Origin of the sequence: Butyricicoccus pullicaecorum DSM 23266 (genome assembly GCF_900167005.1) — a bacterium.
In the GTDB taxonomy this organism is placed as follows: domain Bacteria; phylum Bacillota; class Clostridia; order Oscillospirales; family Butyricicoccaceae; genus Butyricicoccus; species Butyricicoccus pullicaecorum.
The window spans coordinates 407,232-426,437 of the sequence record NZ_FUXW01000003.1; the positions used below are offsets into that span (position 1 = coordinate 407,232).

Annotated in this window: 19 protein-coding genes and 1 tRNA gene; 9 read left to right on the forward strand and 11 right to left on the reverse strand. The window is 54.6% G+C overall.

Annotated features, from left to right (window positions below):
- Positions 1-14: 14 nt before the first annotated feature.
- Complete coding sequence (locus B5D52_RS08925) at positions 15-3,038, reverse strand: PIG-L family deacetylase (RefSeq protein ID WP_016148398.1); 3,024 nt, start codon at positions 3,036-3,038, stop codon at positions 15-17.
- Between the two features lie 536 nt (positions 3,039-3,574).
- Here B5D52_RS08925 and B5D52_RS08930 point away from each other — a divergent pair.
- From B5D52_RS08930 to B5D52_RS08950, 5 genes are all read left to right on the forward strand, one after another.
- Entirely contained in the window at positions 3,575-4,198 is a 624-nt protein-coding gene (locus tag B5D52_RS08930) for a YczE/YyaS/YitT family protein (RefSeq protein WP_147535126.1), read from the forward strand.
- Positions 4,199-4,429: 231 nt separating this feature from the next.
- A complete protein-coding gene (locus tag B5D52_RS08935) occupies positions 4,430-5,113 on the forward strand; it encodes a FadR/GntR family transcriptional regulator (RefSeq protein WP_016148400.1) in 684 nt (227 codons plus the stop codon).
- Entirely contained in the window at positions 5,110-5,466 is a 357-nt protein-coding gene (locus tag B5D52_RS08940) for a CidA/LrgA family protein (protein ID WP_016148401.1), read from the forward strand. Before B5D52_RS08935 ends, B5D52_RS08940 begins: the two co-directional genes overlap by 4 nt.
- Positions 5,466-6,158 carry an LrgB family protein gene (locus tag B5D52_RS08945; protein WP_016148402.1) on the forward strand — a complete coding sequence of 231 codons (693 nt, stop codon included), beginning with the start codon at positions 5,466-5,468 and terminating at the stop codon, positions 6,156-6,158. The genes B5D52_RS08940 and B5D52_RS08945 overlap by 1 nt, the downstream gene beginning before the upstream one ends.
- Before the next feature lie 21 nt (positions 6,159-6,179).
- On the forward strand, positions 6,180-6,755 hold the full coding sequence (locus tag B5D52_RS08950) for a cytidylate kinase-like family protein (RefSeq protein WP_016148403.1): 576 nt from the start codon (positions 6,180-6,182) through the stop codon (positions 6,753-6,755).
- Positions 6,756-6,965: 210 nt separating this feature from the next.
- Here B5D52_RS08950 and B5D52_RS08955 read toward each other — a convergent pair whose 3' ends face one another.
- On the reverse strand, positions 6,966-9,329 hold the full coding sequence (locus tag B5D52_RS08955; RefSeq protein ID WP_016148404.1) for a glycogen/starch/alpha-glucan phosphorylase: 2,364 nt from the start codon (positions 9,327-9,329) through the stop codon (positions 6,966-6,968).
- Between the two features lie 274 nt (positions 9,330-9,603).
- Positions 9,604-9,774, reverse strand: a complete 171-nt coding sequence (locus tag B5D52_RS16110) for a hypothetical protein (protein ID WP_016148405.1) — start codon at positions 9,772-9,774, stop codon at positions 9,604-9,606.
- A gap of 467 nt (positions 9,775-10,241) precedes the next feature.
- Here B5D52_RS16110 and B5D52_RS08960 point away from each other — a divergent pair, with 467 nt between their 5' ends.
- A complete protein-coding gene (locus tag B5D52_RS08960; protein WP_016148406.1) occupies positions 10,242-10,622 on the forward strand; it encodes a desulfoferrodoxin family protein in 381 nt (126 codons plus the stop codon).
- 210 nt (positions 10,623-10,832) lie between these two features.
- Here the strand turns inward: B5D52_RS08960 and B5D52_RS08965 are convergent, their stop codons facing one another.
- Complete coding sequence (locus tag B5D52_RS08965; RefSeq protein WP_016148407.1) at positions 10,833-11,345, reverse strand: GerMN domain-containing protein; 513 nt, start codon at positions 11,343-11,345, stop codon at positions 10,833-10,835.
- Positions 11,346-11,416: 71 nt separating this feature from the next.
- Positions 11,417-12,274, reverse strand: coding sequence for a DegV family protein (locus B5D52_RS08970; protein ID WP_016148408.1), 858 nt, complete (start codon positions 12,272-12,274; stop codon positions 11,417-11,419).
- Positions 12,275-12,410: 136 nt separating this feature from the next.
- Between B5D52_RS08970 and B5D52_RS08975 the strand changes: the two genes are divergently transcribed.
- Positions 12,411-13,778, forward strand: a complete 1,368-nt coding sequence (locus B5D52_RS08975) for a hypothetical protein (RefSeq protein ID WP_016148409.1) — start codon at positions 12,411-12,413, stop codon at positions 13,776-13,778.
- Positions 13,779-13,784: 6 nt separating this feature from the next.
- Here the strand turns inward: B5D52_RS08975 and B5D52_RS08980 are convergent, their stop codons facing one another.
- Positions 13,785-14,528, reverse strand: coding sequence for a 5'-methylthioadenosine/S-adenosylhomocysteine nucleosidase (locus B5D52_RS08980; RefSeq protein WP_016148410.1), 744 nt, complete (start codon positions 14,526-14,528; stop codon positions 13,785-13,787).
- A 131-nt stretch (positions 14,529-14,659) separates the two neighbouring features.
- Between B5D52_RS08980 and B5D52_RS08985 the strand changes: the two genes are divergently transcribed.
- Together B5D52_RS08985 and B5D52_RS08990 are read left to right on the forward strand one after the other, a co-directional pair.
- A complete protein-coding gene (locus B5D52_RS08985; protein ID WP_016148411.1) occupies positions 14,660-15,358 on the forward strand; it encodes a DUF554 domain-containing protein in 699 nt (232 codons plus the stop codon).
- 104 nt (positions 15,359-15,462) lie between these two features.
- Positions 15,463-15,538: transfer RNA gene (locus tag B5D52_RS08990), tRNA-Met, on the forward strand.
- A 135-nt stretch (positions 15,539-15,673) separates the two neighbouring features.
- Here the strand turns inward: B5D52_RS08990 and B5D52_RS16115 are convergent.
- The 5 genes from B5D52_RS16115 to casB all read right to left on the reverse strand — a co-directional run bounded on the left by B5D52_RS16115 (position 15,674) and on the right by casB (position 19,129).
- Positions 15,674-15,847, reverse strand: a complete 174-nt coding sequence (locus tag B5D52_RS16115; protein ID WP_016148412.1) for a hypothetical protein — start codon at positions 15,845-15,847, stop codon at positions 15,674-15,676.
- Positions 15,848-16,169: 322 nt separating this feature from the next.
- Positions 16,170-16,784 carry a type I-E CRISPR-associated protein Cas6/Cse3/CasE gene (gene cas6e / locus B5D52_RS08995; protein ID WP_016148413.1) on the reverse strand — a complete coding sequence of 205 codons (615 nt, stop codon included), beginning with the start codon at positions 16,782-16,784 and terminating at the stop codon, positions 16,170-16,172.
- Positions 16,765-17,457: a type I-E CRISPR-associated protein Cas5/CasD gene (cas5e, locus tag B5D52_RS09000; RefSeq protein ID WP_016148414.1), complete on the reverse strand. Its 693-nt coding sequence runs from the start codon at positions 17,455-17,457 to the stop codon at positions 16,765-16,767. The genes cas6e and cas5e overlap by 20 nt, the downstream gene beginning before the upstream one ends.
- A 7-nt stretch (positions 17,458-17,464) precedes the next feature.
- Entirely contained in the window at positions 17,465-18,607 is a 1,143-nt protein-coding gene (gene cas7e, locus B5D52_RS09005) for a type I-E CRISPR-associated protein Cas7/Cse4/CasC (RefSeq protein ID WP_016148415.1), read from the reverse strand.
- A gap of 3 nt (positions 18,608-18,610) precedes the next feature.
- Positions 18,611-19,129, reverse strand: coding sequence for a type I-E CRISPR-associated protein Cse2/CasB (gene casB, locus B5D52_RS09010; protein WP_016148416.1), 519 nt, complete (start codon positions 19,127-19,129; stop codon positions 18,611-18,613).
- Between the last annotated feature and the right edge of the window lie 77 nt (positions 19,130-19,206).

Here is a 19,206-nt window from a genome sequence, read left to right on the forward strand (position 1 = left end):
TTTTCGGGGGATTTTTATTTGATGGTTACGTTGCCTGTGCCCTCAGTGCCCATGGAAATGAGGTTTGCGTACAGCTTGTACGCGCCCGGATTGAGCGCCTGCAGCTGACGATCCCAAACAACTGCACTATAGGTATAGTGTCCGCCGTTCTCCATGTCCTTGTACAGGATAGCCGGTCTCATCTGACCTTCGGGGTCCTGACCTTCAAACAGTACGGTGTAGCCCAGTGCTTCCATCGCCTCAACCTGACCGGCTGCTGCGGTGCCCGGCGTCCACTCGCAGCGCTGCTGGGTCCAGCCATCCCAGATGGACGCCTTGGACAGTTCGCCCTCGCGCTGCAGGTCGATCTTGTTAATACCGGTGTAGAACGGGGTTGCTGCCGCGGCGTCGCTTACATAAACGTCGCAGTCTTCCTTGTTGATGTTGGAGTTGCCCAGGGTGAAGGGTACCGGTGCCAGCGGCATGGTGCCGTCCGACTGCTTCCAGTTCTGATAATGCAGTACCAGATTACCGCCCGCGTTTGCGTAATCGATCAGGTTCTGCATCGAGCTGCGCAGTGCGCTGCTGACCGGGCTCTGGTCGGCCAGTGCGGTCTTGCCGATGATGATGGTATCGAACTGCTTTGCAAGCTCTGCACCCGACTTTGCGATATCCGAGGTGCTCAGCTCCTTGAGGTTGGCTGCTGCCTTGTCCGCAGAGGAGTACATGCCCTTGATGTAATCATAGACGAAGTCGTCGCTGCCGCCCTTGAGGAAACCGATCTTGATGTCGTCGGTAGGCAGCTGATACTCGGCTACCGTCACGTTCTGTACAGCCTTCTTGTAGTAGTTCTGCGTATTGATATGGTCGTAATCGATGACTTCATAGCCCTCGGAGAAGAACTCGCCGTTCGGCAGCGTCGCGGTGACGACCAGTGCGGTGCTCTTGTCCTTATAGGTCTTGGGGATGGTCACATCGAGGGTCACCGTGATGGTCTGATCCTCTGCTGCGATGGATACCGTCTTGGTGGAAACCTGAATGCCCGAGGTGGTATCTTCGGGAACTGCGGTTACCTGAATATCACCGGTTGCGCCCTTGAGGTTGTTGCGGATGGTGACCTCAATCGTGCTGTGGATATCCTCGCCCACATATTTGAGCATGGACGACTCGTTCTCAACCAGCAGCGACAGCTTAGGTACGACGCGCATTTCGGGTTCGTTCTCGATGGTGTAGGTCACGCCGCCGGTCTTGACATCCATCTCGGCCTGAATGGGTGCATGCGAGTAGGGATCGGTCGGGTTGGTGGTGACGCCAAAGACCAGATCTTCATACGCGTTCTGATTTTCTACCATTGCAGCGGTCATCTGTGCCGGGTCCTGATGGCCTTCTACACCAGCTGCCTTGGGCGTATTCGGGGTTGCACCCTCCTTGACGCCGCCGTTCGGATACGCGTCGTTGGTGTACGGCTCATTGTACGGTGCATTGTACGGGCCGGTATAAGTCTTATAGCTCTCGGGAACCTTGACCTGACATACAAACTGCTTGCCAGCGTTGCGTCCGTTGGACTGAACGTTCTTAGCCGGCTGGCTGCTCACGATCTGCCAGCCGGAGGGCAGTACCAGGAATTCCGAAGCCGAGCCGGGCAGGGTGACCTCGCCGTCTGCGTCATTGCGTGCCCACGCGGTTGCGGTGACGGTCACGGTCTGACCCGGATGTACGTCGGTATCGTCTACGCTGATATCTACGTCAATCGCATAGATTTCCTGCAGAACCTTGGTGATATGGTCGCGGATGCGGCGGGCATATTCCAGATTGTCCGCATCATCGGCGGGAATCTTAGCCTCAATCTGATCGAGTGCCTTGAGCGCATCGGTCAGCAGCTTGGCATTCTCGGTCACGTCCTTCTGGCTGAAGCCGTCCTGGAACTGCTCCAGATTGGTGACCAGAGTTTCCAGGGCATCGCCGGTCACAGGCTTTGCATAGCTCTTGCCGCTCTCAGCCTCCTTGACCATGTCCGCACGGTTGTTCATCGAACCGGTGCCGATCGGGTTCCAGTCGCGCAGATCGACAACATCCAGTCCGCCAAAGACCGTGGTGCTGAAATCATTCTTGGTGACGTCCACACCAGGTGCAGCCTTTTTGAGGATGTATTCACGGTCGGACTCGCCCTTAACCGGGGTGCCGATCATCTTCTGGCACTTGTGCATATTGCGTCCCAGAATGCCCCACTCGTCATAGCTCATGCCCAGAACCGAGTCGTAGGTACCGAGATCGAGGACGAGGTCGGAGACGGTCGGGTCCTTGCTGGACTTTGCGCCGACAGCGGTGAATTCACCCTCATAGCTGTCGACAACGCTGTCGCTCGGCGTGGTCGAGAAGAACTTCTGTACCTGCCATGCAGACAGCGGCTTGCCGTCCTCGTCATAGACCGTGTAGCTCTCGTCGGCTGCCAGATCCATTGCATACTCGATCAGCCAGCCCACTGCACGGTGCTGACCGTGGTCGGTGTTGGGTGCCTTGTGGTTGGAGAAAATGACCTGGGGACGGGTGGTACGGATGATCTTAGCCAGGTTGTAGCCCAGCACATCGATGCTGTAAATACCGTCTGCGCCAGTTTCCGGGTCACCCAGCAGCGACTCCTTGAGCGAAACTGAGTAGCCGAAATCGACTGCGCCGCCGTACATCTGCTCGGCCAGATCGAACATACGCGCCGAGTTCAGTTCCTGCGAACGCAGAACACCGAGTGCGCCGTACAGCTCGTTGCCGATCGAGTTGTCGCCGCCCTCGCCCCAGTTGATGGTCGTGTAAATAGTGTCCGCACCTTCCTGACGGTTGAGGTAAACCAGCAGCGAGTTGGTCTCATCGTCCGGATGTGCGCCGATAAACAGGACGCGCTTTAAGCTGTCCAGCTGATCGACATAATTGATGGTGTCGGTAATGCCCTTGTCCGGTGCGTACTGCAGCTCATTCAGACGCGCAGCGCCGGCCATGGGAACGGCAGACAGGGTCATCACTGCGGCGACCGCGCCCGCAAGGACTCTCTTATGCTTGATGCTCATACAATCTCCTCCTTCAAATTGCGATGGCTTTTGTGCCGTCTCCTCCTTCTCTGCATTCGGTCTTCCGTCCTGCGTTGTCCCCCGGAATCGGCCGTCTGCTGGTTCTGGCATGATGTTGATTCTCAGTATATCGCACAGAAAATTCTTGTCAATGTCGCAAAAAATTGTATATTTTTGTCCTCGGAATTGTGCCCAATCTGTATCTCAAACTTTCGGACCCGCTTTGTGCACTGTTTTTCGGCTTTTATCCAAAATCTCAAAATGTTTGCAGATAGATGGCATCCTGCACAGAGTCGTTTTCCGATACAAAGTTTGTATATTGCACAAATTTCGCAAAATATCGTCTTATTTCCGATAATATTGTGCTTGAATCCTTAGAGTTTCACAAAACAGCATCCGCCGTTGTTTTTGCATCATTTGTGCGAATTTTTCCCCTTTTACCCCGCGCATTCTTTTTGCTATACTGTTCTTGGCTGTATCCCATTTTTTACTGATTGATTGAAAAAAGGAGTCTCGCTATGTCACGCCTTCCGCTTGTGGTTCGCCGTCTTCTCATGCTGCTTCTGGGCGTATGCGTCACCGAGTGCGGCAGTCAGCTGTTTGTCGCGCTGGGTGTCGGTGCCGACCCGTTCATGATTCTGGTGCAGGGTATTTCCCGGCAGTCCGGCCTGAGTTACGGTCAATTGAGCACACTCATTATGCTCATCTGTCTGGTTGCAATCTTCCTCTGTGCCCGCGAACACATCCACATTGGTACCATCTTCTGTATGTTTTGTCTGGGGCCGATCGTGGACTTTTACGCTTTCCTCTTTGGTCGGATTCTGCCCGTCCATCGCCCACTCGCGCTCACCGTTCTGCTCATTATTCTGGGCTGTCTGATCGTCTCGATCGGGGTCGGCATCTCGGTGCGCTCGGATGCCGGCGCGTGTGCAAACGACCTCATCCCGGTCATCCTGCACCAAAAAGTACATGGCTTGCAGCTGCGCTGGGCACGCATGCTGTGCGACGGTCTGTGCATTGTCGTCGGCTTTGTGCTGGGCGGTACGCTGGGCATCGGCACGGTCATCGCCCTGACTTTGTACGGTCCCGGCCTGCAATTTTTCCTGCCGGTCGCAGGTGCCATTGCGGGCCGTCTGCGCCTGCCTGTACACGCTGTTTAACAAATTTTCCGTATTTCGCACACAAAAAGCACGTCCGGATCACCCTCCGGGCGTGTTTTTTTATAAAACCCTCTTACAATTTTCACAAAATCTTCTGTTTTCACCTGTTTCCGCGACATTTTTTCTTGACGCGTTCGAAAACGGGGGTATAATGAAACAGAACAGAAATTGGTTAAACCAATCTGATCGATACAACCGCCGCGCATATTACAGACAAAGGAGGAACACTGCATGGAGGAAGACCGCTATCAGGACGTATGCACCTACGTCCGACGGCTGATCGAACAGGGACAGCTGCGTCCGGGCGATCGCCTGCCCACCGAGCGCGCACTGTCTCAGGATCTCGGCGTCAGCCGGGGCACGGTACGCGACGGTCTGCGTCTGCTCGAGAGCATGGGTGTGCTGGAGAGCAGACAGGGTTCGGGCAATTATCTGTCCAACCACATGGGACAATATTTGGCGCAATCGCTGCATTTTATGCTGCTTTTGGGGGAAATTGATTACCAGTCCATCAATCGCATGCGCCGCGCCATCGAGCTGCAATCCTACCGCATCGCCATCCAGACCAGCACCCCCGAACAGGTACAGGGTCTGTGGCGTATTCAGGAAGAGCTGGAGCGCACGCGCAGCGCAGAAAAAGACGAAGCCTTCCACGACGCGATCATCGATCTTGGCGGCGACCCGCTCATGCGCATTGTGTCCGACGCCCTGTCCGATGTCATTGGTCACCTGATTACACAATTTCTGACGCGCGGTGCGCAGGATCTTCTGCACCAGACGCTCGACACCCACCGCCGCATGATTGAATATCTGGAACAGCGGCGCGTGGACGCGGGCTGTGCAGCGATCACACGGCATTACGATATTATTGATACCGAAATCGCGCGCTGGCAGGCGGAAAGGAGAACGATATGAAACTGATCCGACAATTCGGCATCATTCTTGCCATCACCTTTGCCGGCGAGGTGCTCAAGGGACTGCTGCCCCTGCCCATCCCGGTCAGCATTTACGGACTTTTGCTCATGCTCGTGCTGCTCATCACCGGCATTCTGCCGCTCGAAGCCGTGCAGGACGCAGGAAAGTTCCTCATTGAGATCATGCCGGTGCTGTTCGTCCCGGCTGCGGTCGGTCTGCTTGACAGCTGGCCGTCCTTGCAGGCCGTTCTGCTGCCGGTTTCGGTCATCACGGTCGTCACGACCATCTTTGTTATGGCAGTCTCCGGTCTGGTGACCCAGACTGTCATCCGCCGCGAAAGGAAGCCTAAATAATGCACGATATCCTGTCAAATGCGACCTTTTTCGGGGTCATGGTCAGTATTTTAAGCTATGAACTGGGACTGTTCATCAAGAAAAAGACCCAGTCCCCCATCTGTAACCCCCTTCTGATTTCCATTATTGTGACCATCGGCGTTCTGCTCCTGCTGCACATCGATTACAAGAGCTATAACGCCGGTGCGCAGTACCTGAGTTATCTGCTCACACCTGCAACCGTCTGTCTGGCCATCCCGCTCTACGAGCAGCTTTCCCTGCTCGTGCGCAACGTCAAGGCCATCCTCATCGGCATCATCGCCGGTGTGCTGGCCAGCATCGGTTCGGTCTTTGGCCTGTGTCTGCTGTTCGGACTGGGACATGAATATTACGTCACCCTGCTGCCTAAGTCCATCACCACCGCCATCGGTATGGGTGTGTCGGAAGAGCTCGGCGGTATCGTGACCATTACCGTGTCGGTCATCATTATTACTGGTGTTATTGGTAATATCATCGCCGAGACCGTATGCAAACTGTTCCGCATCACCGACCCTGTAGCCAAGGGCATCGCGATTGGTTCTGCCTCGCATGCCATCGGCACAGCACGTGCGCTGGAGATGGGCGAAGTCGAGGGTGCGATGAGCAGTCTTGCCATCGCGGTTGCCGGACTGATTACGGTTGCGGCCTCGTCGATTTTCGCAAACCTGATCTGACGGATATGGGAGGTTGATTTTATGGTCATCACGATTGGACGCAGCTGCGGCAGCGGTGGTTTGGAGATTGCGCAGAAACTGGCAGATCGTCTGGGTGTGCGCTGCTATGATGCAGACGCGCTGCTCGAGGAAGCCACCCGTGCGGGCTGTGCCGAGGAAATGCGGGCATTTCTGGCCGAGAAGCCGGTCAACAGCCTGCTGTTCTCCATTGCGGTTGAGAACAATGCGCGCGGTATGGGACGGGTTCCCTTTACGCTCATGCATCAGATTGCCGAGCGCGAAGATTTTGTTCTGCTGGGCCATTGCGGCAACTACGCGCTGCGTGACCGCGACGATCTGACCACGCTGTTTATTCACGGTGAACTGGAACAACGTGTACAGCGCATCATGCGCACGCAGGATATGAGTGAGCGCGAAGCGCGGCGGTATATCCACAAGACCGACGAAGCACGTCGGCACTTCCACGAGTTCTACACCGGAGAAGTGTGGGGCGAGGCCGAAAAGTACGATCTGACGGTCAACAGCTTTGCGCTGGGCGTGGATGCGACGGTAGAGCTGCTGGACGGGTTCATTCAGGCGAAGAAGGCGAAACAATAAAAAGAACGATAATTGAGTTGATTCCCGGGGCGAACACCGGGAATCAAAGAGAATTCCGGACTCTGCGGAGTCCGGCCATCCTGCGCGGCTGGATCGCGCCGGGTCGCAGACCCGGACCCGCTCGTCGCCTGCGGGCGGGTTTTCTCCGTAAACGAAAAAAATCCCGACTGTCTGTTAGACAGTCGGGATTTTTCATTGCTTGCGTATCTCTTATACTTCCTCGATATGCCAGATATCCTTAGCATACTCACGGATGGTACGGTCGGACGAGAACTTGCCGCTGTTGCAAATGTTCATCCAACGCTTCTTTGCGAAGACCAGCTGATCCTTGTAGTCTCTTGCGACCTGCTTCTTGGCCTCGAGGTAACGCTCGAAGTCGAGCAGGAGGAAGTACTGGTCGGGACGATGCCAGCTTGCGCCGTATACGATCGAGTCATGCAGCTCGCGGAAGATACCCGAACCGCCGTCGTTGAGCGTACCGTTGACCAGAGCGTCCAGAACGCGCTTGATCTTGTAGTCGTTGTGGTACATGCCGTTGGGGTTGTAGTGCTCCTGTACCGAACGGATTTCGTCGACGGTTGCGCCGAAAATATACTCGTTGATGCTGCCGGCTTCCTCGACGATCTCGATGTTTGCGCCGTCCAGGGTACCCAGCGTAACCGCACCGTTTGCCATGAGCTTCATGTTACCGGTACCGGATGCCTCCTTACCAGCGGTCGAAATCTGCTCGGAGACGTCGGCAGCTGCGATGATCTTCTCAGCGTAGGAGACATTGTAGTTGGACAGGAATGCAACCTTGATCTTGCCGCGTACGCGATCGTCGCGGTCGATGAGCGCTGCAACCTCGTTGATGAGCTTGATGATGCCCTTTGCACGTGCGTAACCCGGAGCGGACTTTGCACCGAAGATGAAGGTAGTCGGGGTAAAGTCGGTCAGGCTGCCCTCAGCGATCTCGTAGTACAGCTCGAGGATGGCCAGAATGTTGAGGAACTGGCGCTTGTACTCGTGCAGACGCTTGATCTGTACGTCGAAGCAGGTATTCGGGTCGATGGTGATGCCGTCCTTCTTCTGTACGAACTCGGCCAGCTTCTGATGGCTATGCAGCTTGATCTCGCACAGCTCCTGCATGACCTTCTCGTCCTCGACGTACTTCTCCAGCTGCTTGAGCTGAGACAGGTCGGTCTTCCAGCTCTCGTTGCCCAGCAGACGGGTGAGCAGGTCGGACAGCTCGGGGTTGCACAGAGCCAGCCAGCGGCGCTGGGTGATGCCGTTGGTCTTGTTCTGGAATTTCTCGGGATAAATCTGGTACCAGTCACGCAGAACGTCGTTCTTCAGGATCTCGGTGTGCAGCTGCGCAACGCCGTTGATGTAGCGCGAGCAGTAGATAGCCATATAAGCCATGTGCACGGTGCCGTGCTGCAGGATGTGCATGGAGTATTCCTTGTCACCGGTGATGCCCTTCTGGTGCAGCTCGCCGCCCAGGTACTGATCGAGCATAACGATGATGTGGAAGACACGCGGAATGGTGCGCTCCATCAGGTGCTGGCTCCACTTCTCGAGTGCCTCTGCGAGAATGGTGTGGTTGGTGTAGGAGAATACCTGCTTGCAGATATCGAGTGCGTAGTCGAAGGACAGGCCCTCGCCGTCGGTCAGCAGGCGAATCAGCTCAGGAATCGAGATAACCGGGTGGGTATCGTTGAGCTGGATGGCATTCATCTCTGCGAAGTGCGAGAAGTCATTGCCATAGGTCTTCTTATACTTGCGGATGATGTCCTGCAGGGATGCGGAGCAGAAGAAGTACTGCTGCTTGAGGCGCAGGATCTTACCGTCATCGGTGGAGTCGTTGGGGTACAGAACGCGGGAAATGTCCTCTGCGCGGTTGCGCTCTGCAACTGCTGCGTCGTACTGCTGGGCGTTGAACAGGTTGAAGTCAAACGCCTGTACCGGCTCTGCCTGCCACAGGCGCAGGGTGCCGATGTTGGAAGTGTTATAGCCGATGATCGGCATATCATAGGGTACTGCGACGATGGTCTGGTCAGCGAACTCTACGCGGACAGCCTCGTCCTCACGGCGCAGGCTCCACGGGTCACCGTAGCGGGTCCAATCGTCAGCTTCTTCCTTCTGGAAGCCGCCTTCGATCTTCTGCTTGAACAGACCGTACTTATAGCGGATGCCGTAACCGTCGAGCGGAAGGTTTAAGGTTGCGGCAGAGTCCAGGAAGCAGGCAGCCAGGCGGCCAAGGCCACCGTTGCCCAGTGCACAGTCCTCGACCTCTTCAAAGGCGTCGAGAGACGCGCCATTCTTTTCGAGCAGCTGACCGATCTCCTCGGTCATGCCCAGGCAGAGCAGATTATTATAAATCATACGTCCCATCAGGAACTCCGCCGAGAAGTAGTATGCGTGGCGGGTGTTCTGATGCTTCTCCGCACTTGCATGCCAACGGTCGGCAATGCCCGCCATCAGGGAGCGGGAGACTGCGGTGTGGAGCTGGTCAGGCGTAGCCTCGGCCGGAGTCGTCTGAAATTCGCTCTTCAGATACAACTCAACGGCTTCCAGCATCTTTTTCTTAGGCATCTGGATATCCCCTTTACAAGAAATTGATTTGTGCTCAGTGAAATGCGCACGAGTAAAGTTTTACGCACCGTCGGCCAACGCCCCCTTCACCTCAGGCCAGACCGGACGGCATTTATAATATAGCACAAAAAGAGGAAAAAAATCAATGGTCATACCAGATATATCCATGAAAGATCAAAAAAAGTCCATAGAATCTCAAAAAAATGTCAACCATTCTGTATTTTTTGCAATAAAAAAGCACGTATAAACGTGCTCTTTTGGTTACAAGATAAATTTAGCTGAACGGATGGGCGGGATGGCTGTGCAGTTCGGTTTCCAGGTGCCATAACTGGATGCGGATACGTGCGATCGCATAGTGATCGGTCATTTGCGCAAGCAAGCCGGTCATAATGTCAATCTGTTCTCTGATGTAGCGTTCATTGGACGAAGTCGTGGTCGGAGTCATACGTTTTCCCCTCACTTTCAATAGTCCGGCGGGCAGGAAGTGCCCATATTGCTTGCTATGTACTTGTCTTTGCCCGAAACCATTCTGGTTTCCTAATATGGTTTTATCTTACGCTCTTTTCGGTCCATTGTCAAGGCATTTACCACAAGTTTCCAGAATTTTCACAATTACTTTACGCGCCAAAATGTGACCGTTTTGTGTATTTTTTGTCTTTTTGTGAGTGATTAGTTTTTCCTTTCGCACTTTGACGCACTAGCACAATATACAGCACAACTTCCCCTTTTCGGTTCATTTGTATCCACGTCTGTCAATGTGCACAAAAAAATTCCTTTTTATTTGACCAAACTAGGGGTTGACTTTTACGTTATACGAATGTATACTATTCTCGTAAACGATAAACAAACACCTCCCGCACGGCGGGATCTCATGTATAACAAACGATTCTTTTGAGTAAAGGAGTAATCATCATGGAACTGAATTTCTATCTGTGCAAGCACTGTGGTAATGTTGTAGAGAAGGTTGTCGATCATAAGGTACCGGTTATCTGCTGCGGCGAGAAGATGCAGCTGCTCGACCCCGCAATGAGCGAGGGCGCTGGCGAGAAGCATCTGCCCGTTCTGTCCATCGAGGGCAACCAGGTTAAGGTATCGGTCGGCTCTGTTGCGCATCCCATGGAGGAAAAGCACTTCATCGGCTTCATCGCTCTGCACACCGAGAACGGCGTTCAGCGCAAGAACCTCAACCCGGGCGACGCTCCCGAGGCTGTCTTTGCCTTGGCTGACGGCGACAAGGTCATCGCAGCTTACGCTTACTGCAACCTGCACGGTCTGTGGAAGGCAAACGCATAAGCACACACACCGAAAACATCATAAACTGATCACTTCTTCATGGGCACCGCGGTTTAAAGCCGCGGTGCTTTTTTTGCGCTGACACCAACCGTGCCCTGCGCGCATAGCATGACACAAAGTCAGGAAGTTTCCCCCTCTCCTGCCGGAAACGGGAGAAAAAAAGCGCCGGACAAATGCGTCCAGCGCTTATGTTTGTCTTGTTTGCTCCGATCACGCCGCAGGCGCCGCGTCGAAGATCCGGGTGAACGGCTCGTCGTAGAGTGCATGACCGGTTTCCAGCGTGCCGCCGTCTACCGTGATGAGCAGGCTTGCCGCACCGTAGTACGCGAGGAAGGTATCTGCGACCGATGCAATGACCATGGTCTCCCCTGCCGTACCGCTGCCCGACAGTGCCTCGGCAAATGCCGCGTTGACGTCAAGCGTCAGATTGTTGTTATCGTCCTTGGTCAGCGAGTTGACCGCAACCTCTGCGGGCAGTACGCCCTGCTCCACCAGTGCAGCCATGAGGTCAGCTGCCTCGTCCTCACCGCTGACCTTGATTTCGGTCTCGGTCGGTACAACCGACTCAGCCTGTTCGTCGGGCAGGTACAGCGTGACCGTCTTGGTCTCGGCCTGCTGCTCCTCCTGAGTGGTCTGGTCATTGGGGGTGTCGGTCTTGCCGCAGCCAACCATGGCCGCGCACAGCGCAACGGCGCACAGCGCCGCGAGTAATCTCTTGAACATGAATTTTCAACCTCCTTTGGTGCTTCATGTGTTCCTATTATATCAGACGTGCGCCCAAAGGTAAAGCGCACTCACCGCTGCTTGCCCAGGAAAAACAAGGCAACGGTACCAGGGCCTGAGTGGGCACCGATGGACGGGCCGACAAAGTTGATGAGACAATCGGGGATGCCGAACTTCTCCTTCACCTGATCGCGCACGTACTCGGCATCGGCCAGACAGTCGCCATGCGAGATGAAAAAGGTCTTGTTCTCGTAGTCACCGATTTGCTCGCCCATGCGCTTGACCAGATCGTCGAGCGCACGCTTTCTGCCGCGCATCTTGCCGACTGCAACCAGCTTGCCCTCGTCATCGACGTGCAGCACCGGCTTCATGTTGAGCATGGAACCGACGATCGCGGTCGCCTTGGACACACGTCCGCCGCGGTACAGGTGGAACAGGTCGTCGACCGTGAACAGGTGGACGATATGCGGACGGTTTTCCATGCACCAGTCGACGGTCTGCTGGAAGCTCTGTCCGGCATCCCGCATCTGCACGGCAAAATGCACGAGCAAGCCCTGTCCGAGCGACGCGGCGAGCGAGTCCACGACCGCGATCTGCTTGTCCGGGTACTGTTCCTGCAATTCCATCGCCGCAATGCGTGCGCTCTGATAGCTGCCGCTCAGGCCAGAGGAGAATGCAATGTGCAGCACGCAGTCGTGCGTCTCGAGCGCCTGCTCGAGCACTCGGCGTGCCTCCTCGGGGTTGACCTGCGCGGTCGTCGGCATCGCGCCCGCGCGCATGCGTGCGTAAAAGTCCGCGTCAGGCATGGGATGGTGGGCATCGTATGTCTGCCCGTCTACGGTATAACTCAAACTCATCAGACCTACGTCATGTTCCTTCAAATAGGTCATCGGCAGATCACTGTTATTATCGGTCGTAATCGCAAACATAAGGATTCTCCGTTTCCGGCTGGAACGCCTAGCATTTGTTTCATTATATCATAAGGGCGCGTCAAAAAGCACTCCTGTTTGTAAATTTTCCCTCTGACAGCCTGTGTCCGGGCGCGTCCGGTTAGGAGGCTCCCCCTTGGTCACGCTCACTTCCCTGCACATCGCCTATATCGTCATCACGGTCGCCGTGCTCGCCGCGCTCCTGCTCAAAAAAGAGATCGTCCTGCCCTGTGCGCTGGGCATCCTCATCATCGGCTATCTCTACAAAGGCAGTCTCATCGGCGCCGTTCAGACGCTCAATAATGCCATTATCCACTCGTGTGTCGAGCTGCTCAGCATCATCGTGGTCATCGCGCTGGTCGTTGCCATGAGTCATGCCATGATTGCCGTCGGCGCCGATCAAATGCTCATGCGTCCGGTTGGACGCATCATCCGCACGCGCAACACCGCCTTCTGGGCCATCGGTCTTGCCATGCTCATCGTATCCTGGCTCATCTGGCCCAGTCCCGCGGTCGCCCTCATCGGCGCTTTGCTGCTGCCCGTCGCCTCCCGTGTCGGTCTGCCTGCCATCTGGGCAGCGGTTGCCATGAACCTGTTCGGCCACGGTGCCGGCCTGTCGTCCGACTTCTTCATCCAAGGCGCGCCCGATATCACCGCCACGGCCGCCGGCGTGGACACGGTGACGGTCATGCGCGCCAGCCTGCCCCTGTGGACGGTTATGTGCATTACCACTTTTGCCGTTGCATTCTTCCTCATGCACCGCGATCTCAAGCAAAATCCCAGCCTTGCCACCGTCGAACTGCACGATTTCAGCCGTACCATCGAGCGCCCGCGTCTGGCAATCACCATCGCAGTCCTCATTCCGGCAGCGCTGCTGTTTGATGTCGGTTTGATGGTGCGTTTTGGCATCACGGGCGGCGACGCGACCGCGCTGGTCGCAGGTACTGCGCTTATTCTCATGTCGGTCACCACCATCGCCGACCACGGCGTCAGAAATGCACTCGAGATCGCCACCGATCACCTGCGCGACGGCTTCATCTTCGCCATCAAGATTTTCGCCCCGGTCATCGTCATCGCAGGCTTCTTCTTCCTGGGCAGCGAGAGCTTTGCCCAGACCGTTCTGGGACCTGACGCACGCGGTCTGCTCAGTGATATCGGCCTGTGGCTGGCCGAACACGTCCCGCTCTCTCACGCTTCCATCGCCGTTCTGGAAACCGCCGTCGGTGCAATCACCGGTCTGGACGGCTCGGGCTTCTCCGGCCTGCCGCTGTGCGGCGCACTCGCGCAGACCTTCGCCGCGACCGGCTCGGTCGATGTCGCAACCCTCGCCGCACTCGGTCAGATCTCGACCGTCTGGGTCGGCGGCGGCACCATCATCCCCTGGGGCTGTGTCCCGGTCGCTGCCATCTGCGGCATCAAAGCCGCCGATCTGGCCAAAAAGAACCTCATCCCGGTTGTCTGCGGTCTGGCCGCGACTACGATCGCCGCCATTATATTGATGTAACGACGCTTAGTCGGTCAGTGTGCGGTAATTTCGCATGACCGCACGCGCAAACTTCTGACACGCTTCGCCTGTGCGCTCGTCGAACGGCTCCCCGTGCACCGCGGTGTTGGAAAGGATGCGCACGGTCAGAAAGGGTACGCCGTAAGCCGCACAGATCTGCGCCGAAGCTGCCGCTTCCATCTCCTCGGTCATGGTACCCCAGTTTTCATGCAGCCACGCGATGCGGTCGAGCTCGTTGTTCCACACATCGCCCGAACCGATCGTGCCCTGTACGACCGTGCTTTCCGTCCAGCAAACCGCTGCCGCTGCGCGTACCAAGTCCGCATCGGCTGCAAAGACCGTCTTTTTCTCTCCGTCACCCGGCTGCGTGTTGGCAATCTCCAAACCGAGCGGCTCACCGCAGACCGGGTCCATGCCCGCACCACGCGCCCGCTCGGGCGTGCGTACCGCACCCATGTTGATGACCTGCGCACCGATGACAATGTCACCCGTGTGCAGGTCGGGTGCGTGTCCGCCCGACGTACCCTGATTGAGCACCGCACACGGCGCAAAGCGTTCGATTGCCAGCGCAGTCGAAGCCGCCGCATTGGCCATGCCCTGATTGGTGCGCACAATCACTACCGGATACCCATCCAGCTCTCCCTGCACACACTTCCAGCAGCCAAGCGTCACCGGCTCGGCGTTCTCCAATGCATCGATCAGCCATAATGTCTCGGCATCCATTGCCCCTGTACATACAATCGGTCTCATAAAATCTCTCCATCTTCTAAGAATCTTCAAAGGATGCTTCATTATATCATAGAATCTGTAAATTTTCACACTTACTCTGTACGATACGTTGTGCTATACTGGTACAGGATATAACATTTGGAGGGATTTTCTTGTTACCTGTTGGTGTGATTGCAAACTCTGTTGCCGTCGCAATAGGCGGTGTGGTCGGTGCCGCCATCGGCCCCAGCCTGCCCGAGCGTATTCGTACCTCTCTTCCGACCGTCTTTGGTTTTTCGTCCTGCTTGATCGGTATTTCTCTGGCCGCTAAGGTGGTCAACCTTGCTCCAGTCATCCTGTCCATGATCTTGGGTCTACTCATCGGTGAACTGCTGTTTTTAAGTGCACGGATCGAAAACGGTATCCGCACCGTGCAGAAAAAACTGCACTTTGAACTCGGCGACGCCGATTATATGGAACGCTTTACCACCCTGCTGCTCCTATTCTGCGCCAGCGGCACCGGCGTATTCGGTGCACTGACCGAGGGTATGACCGGTAACAGCAGCATTTTGCTCGCAAAGACCATTCTGGACTTCTTTACCGTCATCATCTTTGCCTCGACCATGGGACGCTTTCTCTCTGTGATCGCAGTCCCCCAGTTTATCGTCATGCTCACGCTCTTCTTATTGGCTCGCGTCATCTATCCCCTCATGTCCGCCGATATGACAGCCGACTTTTCTGCCCTCGGCGGAATCCTCACCATGATGGCTGGATTTAACCTGCTGCGCATCAAGCAGACTCCGGTTTTAAACCTGCTCCCTGCCTTCCTACTCTGCCCAATCCTCAGCAAGTTATGGAGTATGGTTTTCTGAGAGAATCAAATTTTTAAAGAAATCTAAAAAAGTGTTGACACCAGCCCGAGACTGTGATATTATAATGGAGCACCACACGAGAGCGTGTGATACAAACCAGATATCGCAGGGTAGAGCAGCTGGTAGCTCGTCGGGCTCATAACCCGGAGGTCGCAGGTTCAAGTCCTGTCCCTGCACCCATTAAAAAGCACTGATTCGTTTGAATCGGTGCTTTTTCTTTTTCTGCACTTCTCAGGACTTAAACCTGACGGATTGCATGTTTTGCCGAGGTTTCGGCAAAAGTCCTGTCCCCTTCCACAGGTTATCCGGATTGTTTCATGGGTTCTCTGAAGCTAATAGCAGGCATGTCATTGCAGCGATTGGAATGGGTGTCCGTCCATTTTTCTGTATTGCGATAATCGCTGCATCATTCTGTTCAATGATTGCATGCTCTACATACAAGTAACTAATGCTATCTTTTAATTTTGGCAATTCCTGTAGATTTTTCATTTTCTGAGCCACCTCCTTTAGAATCCCCCACGTATGTAGGGTTTACCGTTCCTCGTCCGTAAAGTGCAGGCGCGGTTCCGGTTCATCCCCACACATGTGGGGTTCACCATAAAGCGACCTCTACCACGTCACTGCACCCCCGGTTCATCCCCACGCATGTGGAGTTTACGCCCTTGTTGGCTTCCAGCGTTGCAATGGTGTCCGGTTCATCCCCACGCATGTGGGGTTTACACTGGAATCAAGTTGAGTTTCAATCGATTTTCACTGTGATTCACCGAGCTTTATTCCGAAAAAATTCTAAAGTCCAATAGATAGTCTTGTATCATGGATTGAGTAATAGCATCCCCAAACCATAAGACTTTCCCGGACCGATTCCTTCTTGAATCGCTTTTTGAAATTGTCTGATATCGATAATCTGAAGTGTTCCCTGATAGTGGTACTGATCCAAATACATCCGTCCGCCGCGTTCCTGCGTATGCCGACCGGTTAACTGACCACCCTCCAGTTCCTGACAATTCAGCAGCTCAAAGCCATTTTGTACACCTTTTCGAGCCAACCATGCAATACGTTCGTCTAAGGTACGAAGAATACGCCGCTGGCTGTTCTTCCGACCATCCTGCGCTACTTTTTTGGTCGGAGAAGCCAACAAATCAAAGTGCCAGACCTGTCCTTGCTGCATCGACTCCAACCACAGGGTCAAATCACGCTGTCCGCAAAAGTGCATCCCGGGAAGCACGCGATCCCGGTTCACCGGGCGACTGGAATAGAGATATACTGCCAAAGCATTGCGGTCTTGACGTACGCGATACAGCACCTGTGCGTCCTTGCGATCGCTTTCAAACAGTCCCATTATCATCTGGTGGAACTGTTGGCAGTCGCCTAGGCGCCGCTGAATATCCCTGTGATGAGGAAGCAAATCAATTTTTGTCAGATACATCTTGCACCTCCATGGTGACTACACCGCGATATACCGAACGGAGCGCGAAGTCGCGTCCACCGGAGATCCGTTCATCCGAGCGGGTATAGCTCGCCGTTCCGCTTGCTGCAATCTCACATTCATAGGACAGCGATTGTGGTGCCGTATCATCTCCATCTCGCTTACATACCGGATAGCGCCGAATCGCATCCATCAGATCAGTATAAGCTGTGGTCGCTTCTTCCAAGACCGGACGAGACGGAACACAACTCTTACGTCCCAGATAAATCGGCCACGCGGGATGCTGCAGCGCTTTGATAACCCTCTCTTGCCAGATTTCAGGCAAATCCAGCACCACCAGAAAACTGGCGTCCTGCAAATACCAGCGATGCGAAACCACCGTATTGCTTGACCGGGGCTTTCCCTCTGCATTATACAGCGGATTGCCGCGCACGGTATGGAAATCCAACATACGGATACCGGGACGGTCTGCTCGCACTGCCATATGCAGGTTTGCAGACAGCTCGGCGATTTCCGGGTTTTCCCGCTCGAGCCCTAATGCGCAGGAGAGCAGCCCTACGATACCCGATTTACTCGGAAAATCTCCGCTGTCGCGTGTATCCCACTTGGAATGATCGCCCCAAGACTGTAAAGCGCCTTCCAGCCGTAAAATAAGTAATGTTTTTTCCATCATAGCTGCCTCACGCCAGCGTGTCGGCGACCTGTTCGAGCAGTTCAGGCAGTGTCTTGCACACCGTTGTTTCACACGCCGGTGTGATGGACGCATGCATAGGGCAAAACCACATCCGCTGCTTGACATGTAAACCAAAGCTATTCTGGATGGTATCGGCTTGATTCACCAGTGCCTGAGTGCTGCCCTTGACCAGATCATAATCGTTCGCCGGCTCCGGTTTGATCGGACGCACAAAGGCATTTACCATGCTGACTGGTACCTTTTCTTCCTTGCACTCAATTAAGATCGCGCTGGGAAGTACATTTCCTGCAAAACTGTTCTGTTTGCCCGAAGGGTTGGTCAGGGCCATTGTGCGGATCAAAGCCGGAATCGCTGTCCGAATCAGCGCATCAGCATCCTCTGTATATTTCAGATTGTCGCGCAAGATATCGGTGTCCAGCGAAGCGTACAGATAATAGCAGGATGCGTTATAATCTGTATCACCAATCATAGCCGATCCGGTTTCCTCCATGGTCGCACCGCTCAGAAGATCATCCATTGCCGTAAAGTAATCGGATTCCATGTTCAGCTTATTAGTTGAGATCGCGTGCGCAACCTGCATAGCGGCCTCGACATCCCGGAATGCGTTGGAAGTAACCATGCGGCCAAACAGCGCCATATCCAACGTAATCGGACGAACATCCGCACCCTTCACGGCATCCTGCAGGTCTTTGGCCTTCAATGCCTTTACCTCTTTCACAGACGCGCAGTCCTTGATCATACCATGGACTGCATCCGCAACCGCCTGAATATCCTCCGGTGCATAGAAAATGATCTGTGCAGTATAACTGCCGTCTTTATTCTCTTTCCCCTCTTTATTTCCAAATCCGCTGATTTTTTGAAATACCGCGTCAATGTACTCCTGACTGACACCAAGTTCGGTCAGCCTTTCAGCAACCAGCTGAGGGAGTTTACGGGTTCGGATACCCAAATGCTCTGCGCCAATCGCCTCAGAAAGTACGGATGACGTTCTCCAGCTTCGTTTCAGGCATTGGCTGGATACACGACCGCGGGTAGTCCCTGCAAACATACAGGACTTGGGGGCACCGGATTCATCCCGATTCAGATTGACAGGCGGATAGTTTTTCAGCATGTGAATTTCGTATAACATAAATCATTCTCCTTCTTGCACATCCGATGAATCTTCCGGTTTCCGATACAGTGCCCGCGCCCATTTGTGCTGTACACTTTGTTTTTCTCCATTCCAATAGAATAGATCTTCCAGCAGCTGCTGACAATCGACTGCATAGCCTTTGGATTTTGCCAATCGGATAAGTCGAACCAATTTGGTCAGCATAAAGCCATCTTCATCCCATGACACATCGAGCAAGGTTTCCAGACGATGCCCTGTACTTTCTGAGATATCCTGATCTCGTCCCAGTTGGTAAAAAATCTGCTCGATCGGCTGGCGCTTGGCTTCTGCATCCCACAGGCAGTGCAGACAAGCTGCTGCAAAAATGCGATCCTCCTGCCAAGTGGCAACCGCATAAGGCAGACACTGGTAAAAGATACGCACGGTACGTCCATCCGCCTGATACAGCATGGTTCCGACCGCTCGTTTGAGCGCGACCCGATCGCCCTTGGGCAGCGCATCCAACCGCTGAAAAAAGCTGTCCCAATCTGCTTTGGTCATCGCTTCATCTCCTTTTTCATGGCCGCAATTTCTTTTCCAAGGATTTTTTGCTGATTGTCCATGACTTGCAGCATGGT